We start from the raw sequence: 17673 nt of genomic DNA, 5'->3' as shown, positions 1-17673 counted from the left end.
GCGTCACACGACCCTGGTCGCCCCGGCGAACGGCATCTGGTCGATCGGCGCCAGCCGCACCGGAGCCGAGGGGTTGGGCGCGTGGATCATCTGGCCGTTGCCGACGTAGAGGCCGACGTGGCTGATACCGGAGTAGAAGAACACCAGGTCACCGGGGGCAAGTTCGGAGCGGGAGACGCGGCGGCCGGCGTCGATCTGGGCGTAGGTGGTGCGGGGCAGGGCCACCCCGGCGGAGCGGTACGCGGCCTGCATGAGGCCCGAGCAGTCGAAGGCGTCGGGGCCGGTGGCGCCCCAGACGTAGGGGCTGCCGAGCTTCTGGTAGGCGTACGAGACGGCAGCGGCGGCACGGGAGTTGGGCGCCGCCGTGGTGGCGGAGCCCGGGGCCTGGAGGGCGTCCCGGCCGGCCGTCGAGGCGCGCGAGGCGCGGTCCGTGCCGTCGCCCTGCGCGAATCGCGCCCGCTCCTCGGCCGTCAGCCGGGACAGCAACTGCCGTGCCTCGTCCAGCTTGCCGGTGACGGTCTTCTTGTGCCGGTTCAGCTCGGCCTGCCGGGACTGGAGCGAGGCCAGTTCGACGCGGGCGGCGCCGCGCAGTTGCTCGATCTCCCGCAGCTGCCGGCGGACGCGTGTGACGGCGGCCGCCTGCCGGTCGCCGGCGCGTTCGGCGAAGGCGGCGCCGTCGAGATACCGGTCGGGGTCGTCGGAGAGGGCCAGTTGCAGCGCGGGGTCCAGGCCGCCGTCCCGGTACTGGGCGGCCGCGTACGAACCGAGTGCGTCACGGGCGGAGTTGAGCCGGTCCTCCTTGCGGGCCGCCTCGTCCTGGAGGCTGCCCAGCCGCTTCTGTGCCGCCCGGGTCTCCTCCCGCACGCCGTTGTACTTCTCGGTGGCGACCTCCGCCTCCTGGTACAGCTTGTCCACCTTGGCCTTGACCTGCGCGGGCGTCAGCTGCGGCTCGGCGTGGCCGGTCCCGTCGAGGCCCGTGGCGGTCGCCGCGCCCGCGAGGGCGATCGTCGCCGCCGTGCGGGCCCTGGTGCCGTGGGCCGAGCGTGGTCGGGGCTTGCGGTGCGCTGCCACGTGGACTGCACGTCCTTTCGTACGACTCGGGCGACCGCCGGTCCGTACGGCCACCGGGTGGACGTACGACCGCTCCGGGGCGGCTGACGCGTCCGGCGGCGCCCCGCACAGGGGATGCGGGGCGCCGCCGGACCTCCTCGGCGGTGGTGCCCGGCTGCCGCCTCTGGCCAAGGGCGGCGGTGGGGAGCCGGTCACCTGGTGGAGGACGCTAAACCCGGGCGTGTCGGCACCGTGACGTCTTGTGCGGAAGTGACGTCGGGGGACCAGCGGGTGACCGTATGTGATCGGGCGCGCGATTCGCGGTCGTCGCCTTCACGCGGTGCGATGACCGATGCGGCGATTCCGGGGCGGGAGGGGGCGCGGTGGTGCTATGAGGCGCATATATGCAGTCGCCGTGGGCGGCCCGGCGTCGGCAGGCCCGGTGTCGGGCGGCCCGGGACCTCCTGATTAGGCTCCGGCCCCATGGACGTACTCATCCACCTCTTCGTCGGCCTGCACATCATCGGCATCGCCTCCCTCCTCGGTGGTTTCCTCACCCAGATGAAGGCGATGGGCCAGGGCACCGCACGATTCGTCCCGGCGATGCTGCACGGCGCCCTGACCATGCTGGTCACCGGCGTGATCCTGGTCGGCCTGAACCAGGCGGACGACCAGCCCGTCAACAACATCAAGATCGGCGTGAAACTGGCGCTGCTGATCGTGATCCTCGGCCTCGTCTACGTGAAACGGGACGACGAGAAGGTGGACAAGGGCATGTTCGCGCTGGTGGGGCTGCTGACCACGGCGAACGTCTTCATCGCCGTGCTCTGGACCTGACGCACCGCCCCACGCGCGCGTGCCACGGAAACCGCCGCACGCGCGCGTGCCCTTCGATCGCCTCTCCGACCGCCTCGCGGCGCCGGTGTCAGGCCGGGCGGACGACGCTGTGGATGGAGGACTCGCCGTCGTAGTAGACGGACTCCTCGCGGACGTACGCGCCGGGCTTCGGGGCGTGGATCATCATGCCGTTGCCGATGTACAGGCCGACGTGGGTGATGTCGTCGTAGAAGAAGATCAGGTCGCCCGGCCGGGCGGCGGCGACGGAGACCGTCGTCCCGGAGTCGACCTGGTCGTAGGTGGTGCGCGGGAGGGTGACGCCGGCGGCCTTCCAGGCGGCCTGGGTGAGGCCGGAGCAGTCGTAGGACTCGGGGCCGGTCGCGCCCCAGACGTACGGCTTGCCGATCTGGGCGCGGGCGAAGGCGAGCGCCTTCTCCGCCTTGGTGCCGTACCCGGAGTCCGACGCGGACTCACCGGAGCCGGACTCGTTGCCCGTGCCGGCCGAGGAGTCGGCGTTCGAGGACTCCTGCTCCCGCTGCGCCGCCTCCTGGCGCCGCTGCTCCTGCTCCTGCTGCCGGGCGAGCTCGGCGGCCTTGCGCTCGGCCTCCTCCTGCTTCTTCTTCTCGATCGCCGCGAGGCGGGCCTTCTCCTCGGCGGTCAGATCCGACAGCAGTGCCCGCGCGTCGGCGAGCTTCTTCTGGACGGTGGCCTTGGCCGACTGCAGATCGCTCTGCGACTCGGTGAGCGTCTCCAGACTCTGAGCGGCCTCCTGGCGCTTCTTCATCGTCGCCGACTGCTCGGTGAAGTACTCGTCGACCGCGCCCTTCTGGCGGCTGGTCAGACGGCCCGTCAGCTGGTTCTGGTCGAAGTAGTCCTGCGGGGAGTCGGCGAGCAGGAAGGTGGCGGTGTCGGGGACGGAGGCCCCGGAGCGGTACTGGGCGGCGGCGTACGTCCCCAGCTCCTCACGCGCCTCGTTCAGCTTCTGTGCGCGCTGGGCCACGTCGTCCAGGAGAGCGTCGACGCGCTTGCGCTGCTTCGAGGTCTTCTCCTTGGCCGCGTTGTACTTCTCGGTCGCCGACTCCGCCTGGCGGTAGAGATCGCCGACCTTCTTCTCGACCTCCTCGAGGCTCGGCTTGTCGTCGGCCGAGGGCTCGGCGTTGGCGGTCTGGGAGAGCAGGGCCACGGAGGTCAGGGCAGCGGTGGCGAGGGCCGGTGTGCGTATGCCTGCCACCCGTGCGCCGGAGGGGCGCGACTTGCGGTGCGACGCCAAAGGAGGCGACTCCTTCCATCTGCCGCCTACCGGGTTAGCTGTCGGGTTCGGGCGGGTGGTTCGGAAGGGTTGCCCTACGGCCCGCTCCCTGAAGGGATTTGGGCCGATTCACCCCAAGTTCGGTGGGTCCCCGGCTCCGGCTGCCTTGGGCGCATCGGACTCGGCGGAGGCCGCGCGGCCCGGCGACGTTCGCCGGTAAGAGTCGTGCGGCCTGTCCGGCACGGTAGCCAACTCGTGTGGCCCGTGTGAAGGTTGATGGGCGATATGCCCGATACATTTTCGTGACCTTCGGTCAGTGGTCACGCCCCGCGTGAGAGCGTGTTCGGACGGTGAGCGCCTGGTCAGCGCCGGGGCCGGGCGATGACGGGCCGGGACCCGCAAGATCGTCCGCTTGCGTCTCCCGCCTTCCCCGGGCGCCTGCCCGGGCCGTGATCGCGGGCTCCTCCGCAAGATCGCCGGCCTTTCGTGGCCGGTATGTTCTCGGGGCGGGAGCGGGTTGTCAGTGGGGCGCCCTAGACTCGGAGAGCGATGAGCAGCCTCTTTGATGACAGCTTCCTGGCGGACCTCCAGGCCCCACGGGCCCACGAGGAGCCTCCGCCGCCGCCCGAGGACGATCACGCTCCGGATGCGCTTCCGGACGATCTGTTCGGCGGGAAGTTCGACGTGCCCCCGGACCGGGACGCCTACTACCGCGACGGCGCCCCGCGCCCCGCCCTGGACGCCGCCGTGCTCCTGGAGGGGCTGAACGACAACCAGCGCGCCGCCGTCGTCCACTCCGGCTCCCCGCTGCTCATCGTCGCCGGCGCCGGCTCCGGCAAGACACGTGTCCTCACCCACCGCATCGCCCACCTCCTCGCCGAGCGCGGGGTGCACCCGGGCCAGATCCTCGCGATCACCTTCACCAACAAGGCCGCGGGCGAGATGAAGGAGCGCGTCGAGCACCTGGTCGGCCCCCGGGCGAACGCGATGTGGGTGATGACCTTCCACAGCGCCTGCGTGCGCATCCTGCGCCGGGAGTCCAAGAAGCTCGGCTTCACCTCGTCCTTCTCGATCTACGACGCCGCCGACAGCAAGCGCCTGATGTCCCTGGTCTGCCGCGACCTGGACCTCGACCCCAAGCGCTTCCCGCCCAAGTCCTTCAGCGCCAAGATCAGCAACCTCAAGAACGAGCTGATCGACGAGGAGGACTTCGCCGCCCAGGCCACCGACGGCTTCGAGAAGACCCTCGCCCAGGCGTACGCGCTGTACCAGTCGCGCCTGCGCGAGGCGAACGCCCTCGACTTCGACGACCTGATCATGACGACGGTCAACCTGCTCCGCGCCTTCCCGGACGTCGCCGAGCACTACCGCCGCCGCTTCCGGCATGTCCTGGTCGACGAGTACCAGGACACCAACCACGCCCAGTACGCCCTCGTGCGCGAACTCGTCGGCACCGGCGAGCGTGCCGCTGAGGACGTCGACGTACCGCCCGGCCAGGACGACCTGCCGCCCGCCGAGCTGTGCGTGGTGGGCGACGCCGACCAGTCGATCTACGCCTTCCGCGGCGCGACCATCCGCAACATCCTCCAGTTCGAGGAGGACTACCCGAACGCGACGACGATCCTGCTGGAGCAGAACTACCGCTCCACCCAGACGATCCTCACCGCCGCCAACGCCGTCATCGAGCGCAACGAGTCCCGCCGCCCCAAGAACCTGTGGACCAACGCGGGCGCGGGCGCGCGCATCACCGGCTACGTCGCCGACACCGAGCACGACGAGGCACAGTTCGTCGCCGACGAGATAGACCGACTCACGGACGCCGGCGACGCGAAGGCGGGCGACGTCGCGGTCTTCTACCGTACGAACGCCCAGTCCCGTGTCTTCGAAGAGATCTTCATCCGCGTTGGTCTGCCCTACAAGGTCGTCGGCGGCGTCCGCTTCTACGAGCGCAAGGAGGTCAGGGACGTCCTGGCCTACCTGCGGGTGCTGGCCAACCCGGAGGACTCGGTCCCGCTGCGCCGGATCCTCAACGTCCCCAAGCGGGGCATCGGCGACCGCGCGGAAGCCATGATCGACGCGCTCTCCCAGCGCGAGAAGATCAGCTTCCCCCAGGCGCTCAAGCGGGTCGATGAGGCGTACGGCATGGCCGCACGCTCCACGAACGCCGTCAAGCGCTTCAACACGCTGATGGAGGACCTTCGCACGATCGTGGACTCCGGCGCCGGCCCGGCGACGATCCTGGAGGCCGTACTCGAACGCACGGGCTACCTCTCCGAGTTGCAGACCTCCACCGACCCCCAGGACGAGACCCGGATCGAGAACCTCCAGGAACTCGCCGCCGTCGCCCTGGAGTTCGAGCAGGAGCGCTCGGAGGGTGAGGCGGGGACCCTGGCCGACTTCCTGGAGCAGGTCGCGCTGGTCGCCGACTCCGACCAGATCCCCGACGAGGAGGACGGTGACGGCGTCATCACGCTGATGACCCTGCACACCGCCAAGGGCCTGGAGTTCCCGGTCGTCTTCCTCACCGGCATGGAGGACGGCGTCTTCCCGCACATGCGCGCCCTCGGCCAGACCAAGGAGCTGGAGGAGGAGCGGCGGCTCGCGTACGTCGGCATCACCCGCGCGCGGGAGCGGCTGTACCTCACGCGGTCCGTGATGCGCAGCGCCTGGGGCCAGCCGCAGTACAACCCGCCGTCCCGCTTCCTGGAGGAGATCCCCGGGGCGCACCTGGACTGGAAGCGCACGGGTGCCCCGGCCGCCCCCGCGGGCCCGGTCTCGGGCGTGGCGGCCTCCCTGTCCTCGTCCCGCTCGCGCTCCTCGGCGTCGGGTGCGTCGGGATTCGCCACCCGGCGGACGGCCGAACAGCCGGTGGTCGCGCTGGCGGTGGGGGACCGGGTCACGCACGACCAGTTCGGGCTCGGCACCGTCGTCGCGGTGAAGGGCACGGGTGGGAACGCCGAGGCGACGATCGACTTCGGAGACACGAAGCCGAAGCGGTTGCTGCTGCGGTACGCGCCCGTGGAGAAGCTGTAGCCGTACGGACCGGGCCCGGGGGTTCCGTCACGGAACACCCGCCCGTCCGCGCGGGGCGCGTTACGAGGGGTCGATCCCGTGGCTGCGCAGCCAGGACAGCGGGTCGATCGCCGCGCCGCCCCCGGGGCGCACCTCGAAGTGCAGGTGCGGGCCGGTCGAGTTGCCGGAGTTGCCGGAGTACGCGATCGCGTCGCCGGCCTTGACGGTCGTACCGGAGGCGACCTGGTAGCTGGAGAGGTGGCAGTACCACGTCTCCGTGCCGTCCATCGCCGTCACGATCATCATGTTGCCGTACGCGCTGTTGTACTCCGTACGGACCGTGCCGTCCGTCGCGGCCATCACCGTCGTGCCGTACGCGACGGGGAAGTCGATGCCGGTGTGCACGGACATCCAGTTGATGCCGGACTGGCCGTAGTAGGCGCTGAGCCCGTGCTGCGCGACCGGCAGTGCGAACTTCGGGCGCAGCCGCTCCTTGCGGGCCGCCTCCTCCGCCGCCCGCTTCTTCTCGGCCGCCTGCTGCGCCTTGAGGTCGATGCGCTCCTGCGTGCGGCTGACGCGGTCGCCGAAGTCGTCCGCCTCGGCGGTGAGGCTCGTGAGCTGGGTGTCCAGCTGGTTGTTGGCGGCGGATGGTTTCACCGCCTGGGCGTCCGCTGCCGTCGTCGTGGTGGCGTCCTGCTCGTCCCCGGTGAAGGTACCGACCGAGGCGGCGGCGATACCCGCCACGCCCATCACACACGCCGAGGGCACGGCGACGGTCAGCAGCGCGGACCGCTTGGCGGGCGTGCGGCGACGGGAGCGGGACCCGCTGCGGCCGGCCGCCCGGCCGGCCGGGACGGGGGTGACCTCCTCCTGGTCGTCGAGGAGGACGGGGGCCGCGGACTTCTCGCCGCTGCTGTCGGGGTCGCCGTGGCCGGCTTCACCGAGGTCGACCTGCTCGAACGTCGCGGTCGCCAGCTGGTCGAAGGGCACGGCGTTCTGGTCGAAGTCGTTGTTCTGCTGGGTGAACTCGCCGGTGTGCTGGTCGAATTCGCCGGTGTGCTGGTCGAACGATCCGGCCTGCCGGGGGAAGGGCTCGGACTGCTGGGGGAACGACTCGGCCTGGTGGTGGAAGGCCTCGGCGTGCTGCTCGAAGTTCTCAGGGGTCTGACCGGTGTTGCCCTGGCCGCCGTCGGAGTTCCACTGCGTGGCGTCGTAGGCGCCGGTGTCGAAGACCTGCGTGCCCCATTCCCATTGCTGGGTCCGGTCGGCCGGGCCGCCCTGCTCGGGCTGGAGCCACGCGCTCGCGTCCCACTGACCGCTGGCGTCTACCGCGCCGGCCTGCGGCGGGATGAGGGGGAGCTGATGGTGGTCGCCGCCGGCCCAGGTGGTCGCGTCGTAGGCACCGGTGTCGTAGGCGGCCTGGTGCTGTGCCGCGTACGTGTCGTAGGTGACCGTGTGATGGCCGCCGGTGGACCACTGGGAGGCGTCGTACGTGCCGGTGCCGTGACCGCTTCCCGCGAGGTCGCCGAAGAGCGGGTCGGCCTCGAAGGTCGTGGTGGCGGTCGGGGCGTTCGGAGCGGGGTGGCCGCCGGTGTCGAATCCGTTGGCGGGATAGGCGGCATATGTGGTGAAGTCGCCGTACTGGGCTTCCTGGGTGCCGTACGGCGCGTAGTGCGCCGAGGCGGCTTCGGAAGCCGGGGCCGGGGTGGTCATGGACCCCGACGGGGGACGGTCGTTCACCAACTTCTCTTTCGCCTCGACAACAGGGGCTGGCAGAGCAGTGCGGCGACTGTACCCGGCGGTACGCGGGCACGACAATCTTCTGCAGGTTTCGCGCGCGCAGGAAACGGGCATTCGGCCGTGTTTCGGGGGACTGCGGGCACGGCTTTGGGGCTGTGTTCGAAGATTGTTCGATGCCGACGGCTGTGCCGAGGCCATGAGTTGGCTGTGTTCGCCCGTGGCGGTCAGGTGGCCGGGGGATGGCCGGCCGGGGCCGCTGGGTGGCGCGCGGGTAACTGGACGGAGACTGGCGCGCGGGTAACTGGGCGGAACACCGGCGTGGATGGTCAGGCCACGGTGAGACCGCCGTCGTGGGCGGTGGGCTGGGCGTCCTCCGAGGTGCCGGGGTACGTGCCGTCGAGGGCCTGGCGTATGCCGGACGCGACGGCGGGGTGCACGGGGAGCGCGAGGTGGCCGATGCCGGTGACCCGGACGTTCTGCGAGAGCAGGTCGGGATGCTCCAGGCAGGCCGCTTCCAGCGGGTCCATCAGATGGTCGAGGTCGCTCCAGAAGCTCACGAACCGCGTACGGCAGCCGGGTGTCGGCAGCGCCAGCTCGTCGAGGACGGCGGAGCCGGGACGCATCTGGCGCACTATGGGGTGCGCGTTCGCAAGCGGCGCGACCCGCGTGCCGGAGTGCGGCGTACCGAGCGTGACAAGGGTGCGGACGCGGGTGTCACCGGCGAGTCGCTGCACGTAGTAGCGCGCGATCAGTCCGCCGAGGCTGTGGCCCACGATGTCCACCTGGCCGCTGTCCGTGCGTTCGCAGATTTCCTCTATGTGCCGGCCGAGCAGCTTGGCGGCCGTGCGGATGTCGCAGGTCAATGGGGAGTAGTTCAGGGAGACGACCTGCTGCCTGCCGTGCTGGGCCAGGGAGCGGCGCAGGAGCAGGAAGACCGAACGGTTGTCGATGAAGCCGTGCAGCAGGACGACCGGGGGCTTGCTCTCCGTGGGGAGCTGCGCGGCGCCCTCGTGGAGCGGGAGCCGGATGGCCGGCGCGCGGCGCTCCTGGATGATGCCGGAGGGGTAGAGGATCAGATGCCCGGCCAGGATCGCGATCTCCAGGGCGGTGGCTTTCAGAAGGGCCATTGACAGTCCCGCGAGGCTGCCCGGGATCGGGAGCAGCTGGCGGTAGAGCGGTTCAAAGGGCTGCAGAGCCCTGGTGACCTGCGTGACCTTCATGGCCGACCTCCCGTCGGCACACGGGGGACGTCTCTGTCCGTCGTGTGCGTCCGTGGGAGTCGCGGTGGAGGATCGACGGGGCGCGAAGGGTTGCGCGCGGCGCTGGGTGGTTCGGGATGTGCGCTGGGTACGGGCTGGTGCGGGTGGTCCGGGGTGTGCAGGTTCCGATGTGCGTGGTCCGGCGGCGGGTCGCACTGTGTGCGGTCGCTGCCGCCTGTCTGCTGTTGTTCTGAGCTGTGCCCTTGAGTGAGGCCTCATGTGTGCTGTGAGGCTGATGGGATGTCGGTGATGGATTGTGTGGCCTGCGCTACGTGCCGTTGATGCCCTTCGTACCTGCGTCGATGTGCCTCACTGTCCGCGGCGCGCGGCTCGCGGCGCGGGGGTGGGGCGCCTCGTTGCGGCTCCCGTTGCGCGGGGTCCCTGGAACTCCGCGCGTGCGAATGTGTCCCACTATGTGATTTCCCCCTCGGTCCACATCGTAAAACTGCCGGTGATGGGCTGCTAGCGATAACGTTCGTTCACTTCCTCGGTGGAGGTGCGGCCCGGCGAGCGTGCCGGGGCCGTGGGCGCGGGTGGCGCGCCACGCGTACGGGCATGAGGGATCTGTGCGGTACTTGTCGGTACGGATGGATGTATTCGCTTCATGGAGGCAGTGATGGGTGTGGCAGCCGGTCCGATCCGAGTGGTGGTGGCCAAGCCGGGGCTCGACGGCCACGATCGCGGGGCGAAGGTGATCGCGCGGGCGCTGCGGGACGCCGGTATGGAGGTCATCTACACCGGTCTCCACCAGACGCCCGAGCAGATCGTCGACACCGCGATCCAGGAGGACGCCGACGCCATCGGGCTGTCGATCCTGTCCGGGGCGCACAACACGCTCTTCGCCGCCGTCATCGCCCTTCTCAAGGAGCGTGAGGCGGAGGACATCCTGGTCTTCGGCGGCGGGATCATTCCCGAGGGGGACATCGCCCCGCTGAAGGAGAAGGGTGTCGCCGAGATCTTCACGCCGGGGGCGACGACCACGTCGATCGTGGAGTGGGTCCGGGCGAACGTGCGCCAGCCCGCGGAGGCGTGAGGTCTGCGCTGGTGAGGCGGGGGTGGCGGGCTTGCGCGCTGTGCTCCGCCGGCCCGCTGGGGCGACTGAGTTCCGGGGCGGCTGAGGTGAGGTCCTGGCCCGTTGCTCCATTCGGGTGATGGGGGTGGCCTACGGCCCGGTGTGTGGTCCGTTCCTGTGGCGGGCGTAGGGACCGGGGGCAGGCGAGGCCCTCGTGCGTGGTCCGTTCGGGTGGTGGGGCAGGCGGGGCCTGGCGCCTTGAGTTCGCCTCTGGGCGAGGTTCTGTTTCGGGGCGGCGTCCTTGATCTGTTTGCGTCCAGGGTCCAGCCCCTGGGCCGGTGTCTTGATCCGCTTCCCTTCGGGGTTCAGCCCCCGGGCTCGGGCCGTGCCCCACTTTCGTCAGGCGGCGGCCCCGTTGCCCATTCCTTGATCCGTGTCCGTCAGGGATTCAGCTCCTCGGCCAGCGTCGCCCGGAGGCGCAGGGTCGTGACCAGACGCTGGAAGGCCTCGGCCCAGTAGCCGCCCGCTCCCGGCGACGCGTTCTCCGGTTCCTCGGGTATCGCCAGGAGGCGGTCGAGGCGGTTGGCCTCGGACGGGTCGAGGCAGCGTTCCGCCAGGCCCATCACCCCGCTGAAGCTCCACGGGTAACTTCCCGCGTCCCGCGCGATGTCGAGGGCGTCGACGACCGCACGTCCCAGGGACGCGGACCACGGCACCGCACAGACGCCCAGCAGTTGGAACGCCTCGGACAGGCCGTGCGTGGCGATGAATCCCGCGACCCAGTCGGCCCGCTCCCCGGCCTCCAGCGTGTCCAGCAGCTTGGCCCGCTCGGCCAGCGAGACCGCGCCGGGGCCGCCGGCCTCCGGTGCCGAGGGCGTGCCGAGCAAGGCGCGCGACCAGTCGGCATCGCGTTGTCTGACCGCCGCCCGGCACCACGCGGCGTGCAGTTCGGACTGCCAGTCGTCGGCCACCGTGAGTCCGACGATCTCTTCGGGCGTACGACCGCCCAGCCGGTCCTGCCAGGTCGCGAGCGGTGCCGCCTCCACCAACTGGCCGAACCACCAGGAGCGTTCACCGCGGCCCGTCGGCGCCTTGGCGATCACGCCGTCCCGCTCCATGCTCGCGTCGCATTCGTGCGGCGCCTCGACGGTGAGAGTCGGCGTGTCCCCGGCCTGGTCCATGGCTGTGTGATCCACGGCCACGCACGCGCCGGCCCGGACCGCCATCCGCGCGGCGAGCGCCGAGCCGGGCAGCGCGGAGAGCAGCTCCGCCGCGGTGGCCCGTACGTTGCGGCTGCGGTCGGCCAGGGCCTGCTCCAGGAACGGCTCGTCCTCGGCGGTGAGGTTCCTGCGGAGGGAGTCGAGGAACATCAGGCGGTCCTCGGCCCGCTCCGTCGCCCAGGTCGACGCGAGCAGTTCCCTTGCGGTGGCGGGTGCCTGGGCGCGCAGTGCGCCCAGGAGCGAGACCCGTTCCGCGAACAGCCCCTCCTGCCAGAGCTGTCGCACCTTCTCCGCGTCTTCCAGGTGCGGCAGTGTCGTGCCTCCGCCCGGGGTCGCTCGCAGGGCGAAGCGCCACTCCTGGTTGAGGCGGGCCAGCCACAGGGCGCGCGGGCCCGCGAAGGTCAGGGCGGCGGGACGCAGGTCCGTACGGCCGCGGGCCGCGTCCAGCAGGGCGGGCAGCGCTTCCGGAGGTGCCGCGTAGTGGTGGGCGTTGGCCAGTGCGAGCCACTGGGGCAACAGCTCCATGAGATCAGGAGCCGTGCCTCTGCGGCCTCCGCCGGACACGCCAGGACGGTCGGCCAGCAGCAGAGCGAGTCTGCGGGCGGCGGCGGGGGGGGAGCGGCCGGCGCGGGTCCTCCGGGGCCGGTTCCGGCCGGGCCGCCGGCCGTGCGGCACGCAGGCCCGCCCGGCGCCGTACGGTCTCGGCGGCAGCGGCGTCCAGCAGGGCCACCGGTGCTTCCCGGTCCGGCGCGGAGGCCGAGGGCGGGGGTGTGCGGCGGTCCGTGCCGAGCAGGGCGGTGGTGACCAGGTCCTCCCAGACGGGGGCGCTCACGTGCCCGTTGCCGGCGGTGGCGTCCGGGGCGGGCGGGTCCACAGGAGTTGCGGTCCTGTTCACGAGAGTCCTTTCGGTTCCGGTCCCATGGGTGTCACGCGAGTCCACTCCGGGGACTCTGGCCTCTTCGGTTTCGCGGGACTGCCTTCGGCTCGCCGGTCGGCGGACTCGTGGTCGCGGAGGGGAGAAGTCAGCACAGCGACACCGCCGCTCCCACGCCCTGCGGCCAGGCCGTCAGCGGGGTGAAGCCCTGGTGTCCGCACTCGCCGAAGACCGTGACGGGCGCGCCGCCCGAGAGGGCGACGAGGCGCCAGAGGCCGGAACGGGAGCGGGCGACCGGGGTGAGGGGCAGCGCCGCGTCCTCGTCGGCGTCCGCCAGTTGCCAGGAGTCGCCGTCCGGGGTCGGTATCACCTGCTCCAGGGTCACCGGAACCGAGTCGAGCCAGGGGTCGGCGCGGAGAGCCTCGCCGTAGCGGGCGGCGGCTTGGGCGGTCGTCATGCCCCGGGGGCGTATCGCCGCCGGTGCCGGTGGTGCGAACTGTTCGCCGAGGGCCGCCCGCGCCTGGCCCGCCCCCGGGTAGGCGGACACCTCCGCCTCCAGGGCCAGGCCGACCGGCAGGGCGAGCTCCGGAGCCCGGCCGGCCGCGCCATAAGAAAGGAGAAGAGCGGTGCGGTCGGAGTCAGCGCCGTACAACCAGATCCGGCGCGTCGTCAGTCGTGTGTCCGCCGTGTCGTACTGGGCGAGGACCAGCCAGCGGTCGCGCACCGGTGGGCCGTCCGCCGACGCGGGCAGGCCGATCCGGGATCGCACCGTCGCCGCCAGGGTCTGCGGCAGCCGGTCGCGACGCAGCCAGCCCTGGTCGAGGAGGTGGAGGAGCGCGCACTCCTCCAGCAACCGCACCGGCCAGCCCGGTCCCGACGCCGGGATCGCCCCCAACTCCCGCACTCGAGCTGCCAGTCCCGGTGCCTGGGCGTCGACCATGCGGGCCGCCGTCTCCTCCCACAGCCCGTACCCCGCCTGCTCGGCAGCGGCCAGGCCGCCGCGCAGCAGGTCCGACAGCCGCTGCTCCAGCTCGGTCGCGCCGGCCGTGATCCGCTCGGCGCGGCGTTCGGCCCGGCGCCGCGCGGCCTCCGGATCAGCGGCGGCGGCCGGCGAACCCGCAGGGCCCGTCGGCCGCTTCTCCGCGGCGCGCTGCCGTCTGCCCGCGATCCACTGCTCCGCCCAGTCCGGCGCCTGGCCGGGCGGCACCGCGCCGTCGTCGCCCGACCAGAGCAGCAGCAGTCCGAGCGCGTGCTTGCACGGGAACTTGCGGCTCGGACAACTGCACTTGTACGCGGGGCCGGACGCGTCCGCGATGTCGATGATCGTCTGGTACGGCTTGCTGCCACTGCCCTTGCACAGTCCCCATACCGTCCCCTCGTCGGAGCTCCCCGTCTCGGACCACGGCCCGGCCGCCCCGAGTTTGCTTCCCGCCTTGCGTGACGTGGCGTCAGGCGCCAGTGCCAGCACCTGATCCGCAGTCCAGCGCACCCCCTGCTGAGTCATGTCATCGAAGGTAGATCCCACCACTGACAATCGGCCCTGCGAGCGCGTTTGCGCAGGTCAGAACGGATTGTCAGTGGCGTGGTGCAACGTGGATGCCAGATCCGAACCGGCCGAGCTGGAGGGGGACTCAGCCATGCCTGTGTCCGTGGAAACGACATCCGTCGAGCTGACCGAGACCACGCCCGAGCAAGAGGCGGAGGCGCTGCGGCCGCATGCCGAGGACGCCTTCGCGGAGGAACTCGCGGCGCTGGCCGCGCAGGACGACCGGCCGCGCCCGGCCCGCTGGAGGCTGTCACCGTGGGCCGTCGCCACGTACCTGCTGGGCGGCACCCTGCCCGACGGCACAGTGATCACACCGAAGTACGTGGGACCGCGTCGCATCGTCGAGGTCGCCGTCACCACGCTCGCCACCGACCGTGCCCTGCTTCTGCTCGGCGTGCCCGGCACCGCGAAGACCTGGGTCTCCGAGCACCTGGCCGCGGCGGTCAGCGGCGACTCGACCCTGCTGGTGCAGGGCACCGCCGGCACACCGGAGGAGGCGATCCGGTACGGCTGGAACTACGCGCAGCTGCTCGCCCACGGCCCGAGCCGGGACGCCCTGGTGCCCAGCCCCGTCATGCGGGCCATGGCCGAGGGGATGACCGCCCGGGTCGAGGAGCTGACCCGGATCCCGGCCGATGTGCAGGACACGCTGATCACGATCCTGTCGGAGAAGACGCTGCCGATACCGGAGCTGGGGCAGGAGGTGCAGGCCGTCCGCGGCTTCAACCTGATCGCCACGGCCAACGACCGTGACCGCGGGGTCAACGAACTGTCCAGCGCGCTGCGCCGCCGCTTCAACACCGTGGTGCTGCCACTGCCGGACAGCGTCGAGGCCGAGGTCGACATCGTCTCGCGCCGCGTCGACCAGCTCGGCCGGTCCCTCGACCTGCCGGCCGTGCCGGACGGCGTCGACGAGATCCGGCGTGTGGTGACGGTCTTCCGTGAGCTGCGGGACGGCATCACGGCCGACGGCCGTACGAAGGTGAAGTCACCCAGCGGCACCTTGTCCACCGCAGAGGCGATCTCCGTCGTCACCAACGGCCTCGCGCTCGCCGCCCACTTCGGGGACGGAGTGCTGCGGCCGAGCGATGTCGCCGCGGGCATTCTCGGCGCGGTCGTGCGGGATCCGGCGGCGGACCGGGTGGTCTGGCAGGAGTACCTGGAGGCGGTCGTGCGCGAGCGGGACGGCTGGAAGGACTTCTACCGGGCCTGCCGTGAGGTGAGCGCATGAGCGTCAAGGGGTGGGGCGCGGCGGTCGTGAAGAGGGCCGGCGCCGTGGGCGACGACGACTTGGGGTGGCCTCGGAGGCGAGGGGGACGGCGTGACGGGCGTTGAGGACGCCGCAAGCAGCGGACGGAGGGGCACTGAGCCGCTGCTGCTCGGCGTACGGCATCACGGGCCGGGGTCGGCTCGGGCGGTGCGGGCGGCGCTGGACGCGGGCCGGCCGCGGGTGGTGCTGATCGAGGGCCCGCCCGAGGCCGACGCGCTGGTCGAGCTGGCCGGTGACGAGGACATGCGGCCGCCGGTCGCCCTGCTCGCCCATGCCGTGGACGAGCCCGGCCGTTCGGCGTTCTGGCCGTTGGCCGAGTTCTCCCCGGAGTGGGTCGCGATCCGGTGGGCCCTGGATCACGACGTTCCGGCCCGCTTCATCGATCTGCCGGCCACGCACACGCTGGTGTGGGGGAGCGGGCCGGAGGGGGAGCCGGCCGGGGGCGGGGGCGGGGGCGGTGGGGGCGGTGATGCCGGAGCTGCCACCGACACCGAGGCTGCCACCGACACCGATCCCGATGACGCCGGGACAGCCGCTGAGGCCGGCGCCCTTGCCGAGCCCGGTACCGACGGTGACGACGGCATCGATGCGGACGCCGACACCGATGCTCAGGCAGCCGATCCCGACGCCGATGCTCAGGCGGGTGTGCGGATCGACCCGCTCGGTGTGCTCGCCGAGGCCGCCGGTTATGACGACGCCGAGCGTTGGTGGGAGGACGTCGTCGAGCACCGGGGGCTGGGGGCGGGGGACGCGTTGGCTCCGTTCGCCGTGGTCGAGGAGGCGATGGGGGCGCTGCGGGAGGTGTACGGGAGCGGGGGACACGACCGGGACCTCGTGCGCGAGGCGTACATGCGGCTCCAGATGAGGGCGGCACAGCGGGAGTTCGAGGGCGGTGTCGCTGTCGTGTGCGGGGCGTGGCACGTCCCCGCGCTGCGCCAGAAGGTCACGGTCGCGGCCGACCGCGCGCTGGTGAAGGGGCTGCCCAAGGTCAAGGTCGACATGACGTGGGTGCCGTGGACGAATCGCCGGCTCGCCAGGGCGAGCGGGTACGGCGCGGGGATCGATTCGCCGGGGTGGTACGGGCACCTGTTCTCGGCGCCGGACCGGCCCGTCGAGCGGTGGATGACCAAGGTCGCGGGGCTGCTGCGGGCCGAGGACCGGAGTGTCTCCTCGGCGCATGTCATCGAGGCGGTGCGGCTGGCCGGGACACTCGCCGCGATGCGCGGGCGCCCGCTGGCCGGGCTCGGTGAGACCACGGACGCCGTGCGGGCGGTGATGTGCGAGGGGTCGGACGTGCCGCTGGCGCTGGTGCACGACCGCCTGGTGGTGGGGGATGTCCTGGGGGAGGTGCCGGAGGCGGCGCCGGCGGTGCCGTTGCAGCGGGACCTTGCCCGGCTGCAACGGCGGTTGCGGCTGAAGCCGGAGGCGCTGGAGCGGGAGCTGGAGCTCGATCTGCGCAAGGAGACCGATGCCGGGCGCAGCAGGCTGCTGCATCGGCTGCGGCTGCTGGGCGTGGCGTGGGGCGAGCCGGCGATGTCGCGGGGCAGTACGGGGACGTTCCGGGAGACCTGGCGGCTGCGCTGGGAGCCGGTGCTGTCGGTGCGGGTGGCCGAGGCGGGGGTGTGGGGGACGACCGTGTCGGCCGCCGCGACCGCCAAGGCGGAGTCCGACGCCACGACGGCACAGGGCCTCGCCGAGGTCACCGGTCTCGCCGAGCGCTGTCTGCTGGCCGAACTGCCGCAGGCGCTCCCGGTGGTGATGCGGATCCTCGCCGACCGGGCGGCGCTGGACACCGACGTCGGCCATCTCGCGCAGGCGCTGCCGGCGCTGGTTCGCTCACTGCGCTACGGCGATGTGCGGGGCACGGACACCGGTGCGCTCGCCGAGGTCGCCGCGGGCCTCGCCGAGCGGATCTTCGTCGGGCTGCCGCCGGCCTGTGCCGCGCTCGACACGGAAGCGGCCGAGGAGATGCGGCGTCATGTGGACGCGGTGCACACGGCGGTGGGGTTGCTCGACGAGGCTCCGGCAGCGGGACACGGTGACCTGCGGGGCCGTTGGCACGTGGTGCTGCGGGTGCTCTCCGCGCGGGACACCGTGCCGGGCGTGATCCGGGGGCGCGCGGTGCGGCTGTCGCTGGACGACGGGGAGCTGGCGCAGGACGAGGCGGCGCGGCTGATGGGGCTGGTGCTGTCTCCGGGGACGCCGCCGGGGGACGCGGCCGCGTGGATCGAGGGGTTCGTCGGCGGGGGCGGCGGCGGGATGCTGCTGGTGCACGACGAGCGGTTGCTGGGGCTGGTCGACGGCTGGCTGACCGGGGTGCCGGCGGAGGCGTTCACGGACGTACTGCCGCTGCTGCGGCGCACCTTCTCGGCGTACGAGCCGGGGGTCCGCAGAACCCTGGGCGAGTTGGTGCGGCGAGGCCCGGGGCAGCGCGGGAGCACGAAGGCGGCGGGGCCGGGGACACCGGGCTTCGGCACGGGCCTCGACACCGAGCGGGCCAATGCCGTGCTGCCGGTGGTGCGGTTGCTGCTGGGGCTGGACGAAGGGGCGGGAGACGAGGACGGCGCGGCGTTGGTGGGGGTGGCGTGATGAGGGGGAGCCGTG

At 72.0% G+C, this 17673-nt stretch carries 10 protein-coding genes, 1 pseudogene and 1 riboswitch; of the genes and pseudogenes, 5 read left to right on the top strand and 6 right to left on the bottom strand.

Annotated features, from left to right (window positions below):
• Positions 1-3 precede the first annotated feature (3 nt).
• Positions 4-1071, bottom strand: a complete 1068-nt coding sequence (locus ACFV6X_RS11055; protein WP_385380795.1) for an NlpC/P60 family protein — start codon at positions 1069-1071, stop codon at positions 4-6.
• A gap of 462 nt (positions 1072-1533) precedes the next feature.
• Here ACFV6X_RS11055 and ACFV6X_RS11050 point away from each other — a divergent pair, with 462 nt between their 5' ends.
• Positions 1534-1887 carry a hypothetical protein gene (locus tag ACFV6X_RS11050; RefSeq protein ID WP_365445847.1) on the top strand — a complete coding sequence of 118 codons (354 nt, stop codon included), beginning with the start codon at positions 1534-1536 and terminating at the stop codon, positions 1885-1887.
• 88 nt (positions 1888-1975) lie between these two features.
• On the opposite strand, the gene ACFV6X_RS11045 is transcribed toward ACFV6X_RS11050, so the two are convergent.
• Positions 1976-3157: an NlpC/P60 family protein gene (locus tag ACFV6X_RS11045; RefSeq protein WP_385380792.1), complete on the bottom strand. Its 1182-nt coding sequence runs from the start codon at positions 3155-3157 to the stop codon at positions 1976-1978.
• A gap of 7 nt (positions 3158-3164) precedes the next feature.
• Positions 3165-3319: riboswitch (cyclic di-AMP (ydaO/yuaA leader) on the bottom strand.
• Between the two features lie 366 nt (positions 3320-3685).
• On the opposite strand from ACFV6X_RS11045, the gene pcrA reads away from it, so the two are divergent.
• A complete protein-coding gene (gene pcrA, locus ACFV6X_RS11040; protein ID WP_385380790.1) occupies positions 3686-6169 on the top strand; it encodes a DNA helicase PcrA in 2484 nt (827 codons plus the stop codon).
• Positions 6170-6229: 60 nt separating this feature from the next.
• Here pcrA and ACFV6X_RS11035 read toward each other — a convergent pair whose 3' ends face one another.
• A complete protein-coding gene (locus ACFV6X_RS11035) occupies positions 6230-7888 on the bottom strand; it encodes a M23 family metallopeptidase (protein WP_385380787.1) in 1659 nt (552 codons plus the stop codon).
• Between the two features lie 326 nt (positions 7889-8214).
• Positions 8215-9108 (bottom strand): esterase/lipase family protein, encoded by an 894-nt coding sequence (locus ACFV6X_RS11030; RefSeq protein ID WP_385380784.1) that lies wholly within the window; start codon positions 9106-9108, stop codon positions 8215-8217.
• 655 nt (positions 9109-9763) lie between these two features.
• On the opposite strand from ACFV6X_RS11030, the gene ACFV6X_RS11025 reads away from it, so the two are divergent.
• Positions 9764-10180, top strand: coding sequence for a cobalamin B12-binding domain-containing protein (locus ACFV6X_RS11025; RefSeq protein WP_385380781.1), 417 nt, complete (start codon positions 9764-9766; stop codon positions 10178-10180).
• A 419-nt stretch (positions 10181-10599) separates the two neighbouring features.
• Here ACFV6X_RS11025 and ACFV6X_RS11020 read toward each other — a convergent pair.
• Both ACFV6X_RS11020 and ACFV6X_RS11015 read right to left on the bottom strand, forming a co-directional pair.
• Positions 10600-12253, bottom strand: a pseudogene (locus ACFV6X_RS11020) (DUF5691 domain-containing protein).
• 148 nt (positions 12254-12401) lie between these two features.
• Entirely contained in the window at positions 12402-13757 is a 1356-nt protein-coding gene (locus tag ACFV6X_RS11015) for an SWIM zinc finger family protein (protein ID WP_385380778.1), read from the bottom strand.
• Positions 13758-13890: 133 nt separating this feature from the next.
• Between ACFV6X_RS11015 and ACFV6X_RS11010 the strand changes: the two genes are divergently transcribed.
• Positions 13891-15030, top strand: coding sequence for an AAA family ATPase (locus tag ACFV6X_RS11010; RefSeq protein ID WP_385380775.1), 1140 nt, complete (start codon positions 13891-13893; stop codon positions 15028-15030).
• A gap of 90 nt (positions 15031-15120) precedes the next feature.
• Positions 15121-17658 (top strand): DUF5682 family protein, encoded by a 2538-nt coding sequence (locus ACFV6X_RS11005; protein ID WP_385380773.1) that lies wholly within the window; start codon positions 15121-15123, stop codon positions 17656-17658.
• The last annotated feature ends 15 nt before the right edge of the window (positions 17659-17673 follow it).

Source organism: Streptomyces sp. NPDC059861, assembly GCF_042731435.1.
In the GTDB taxonomy this organism is placed as follows: Bacteria; Actinomycetota; Actinomycetes; order Streptomycetales; family Streptomycetaceae; genus Streptomyces.
The sequence above is the reverse complement of the archived record's forward strand: the minus strand, read 5'-3'. Positions and strand labels throughout refer to the sequence as shown.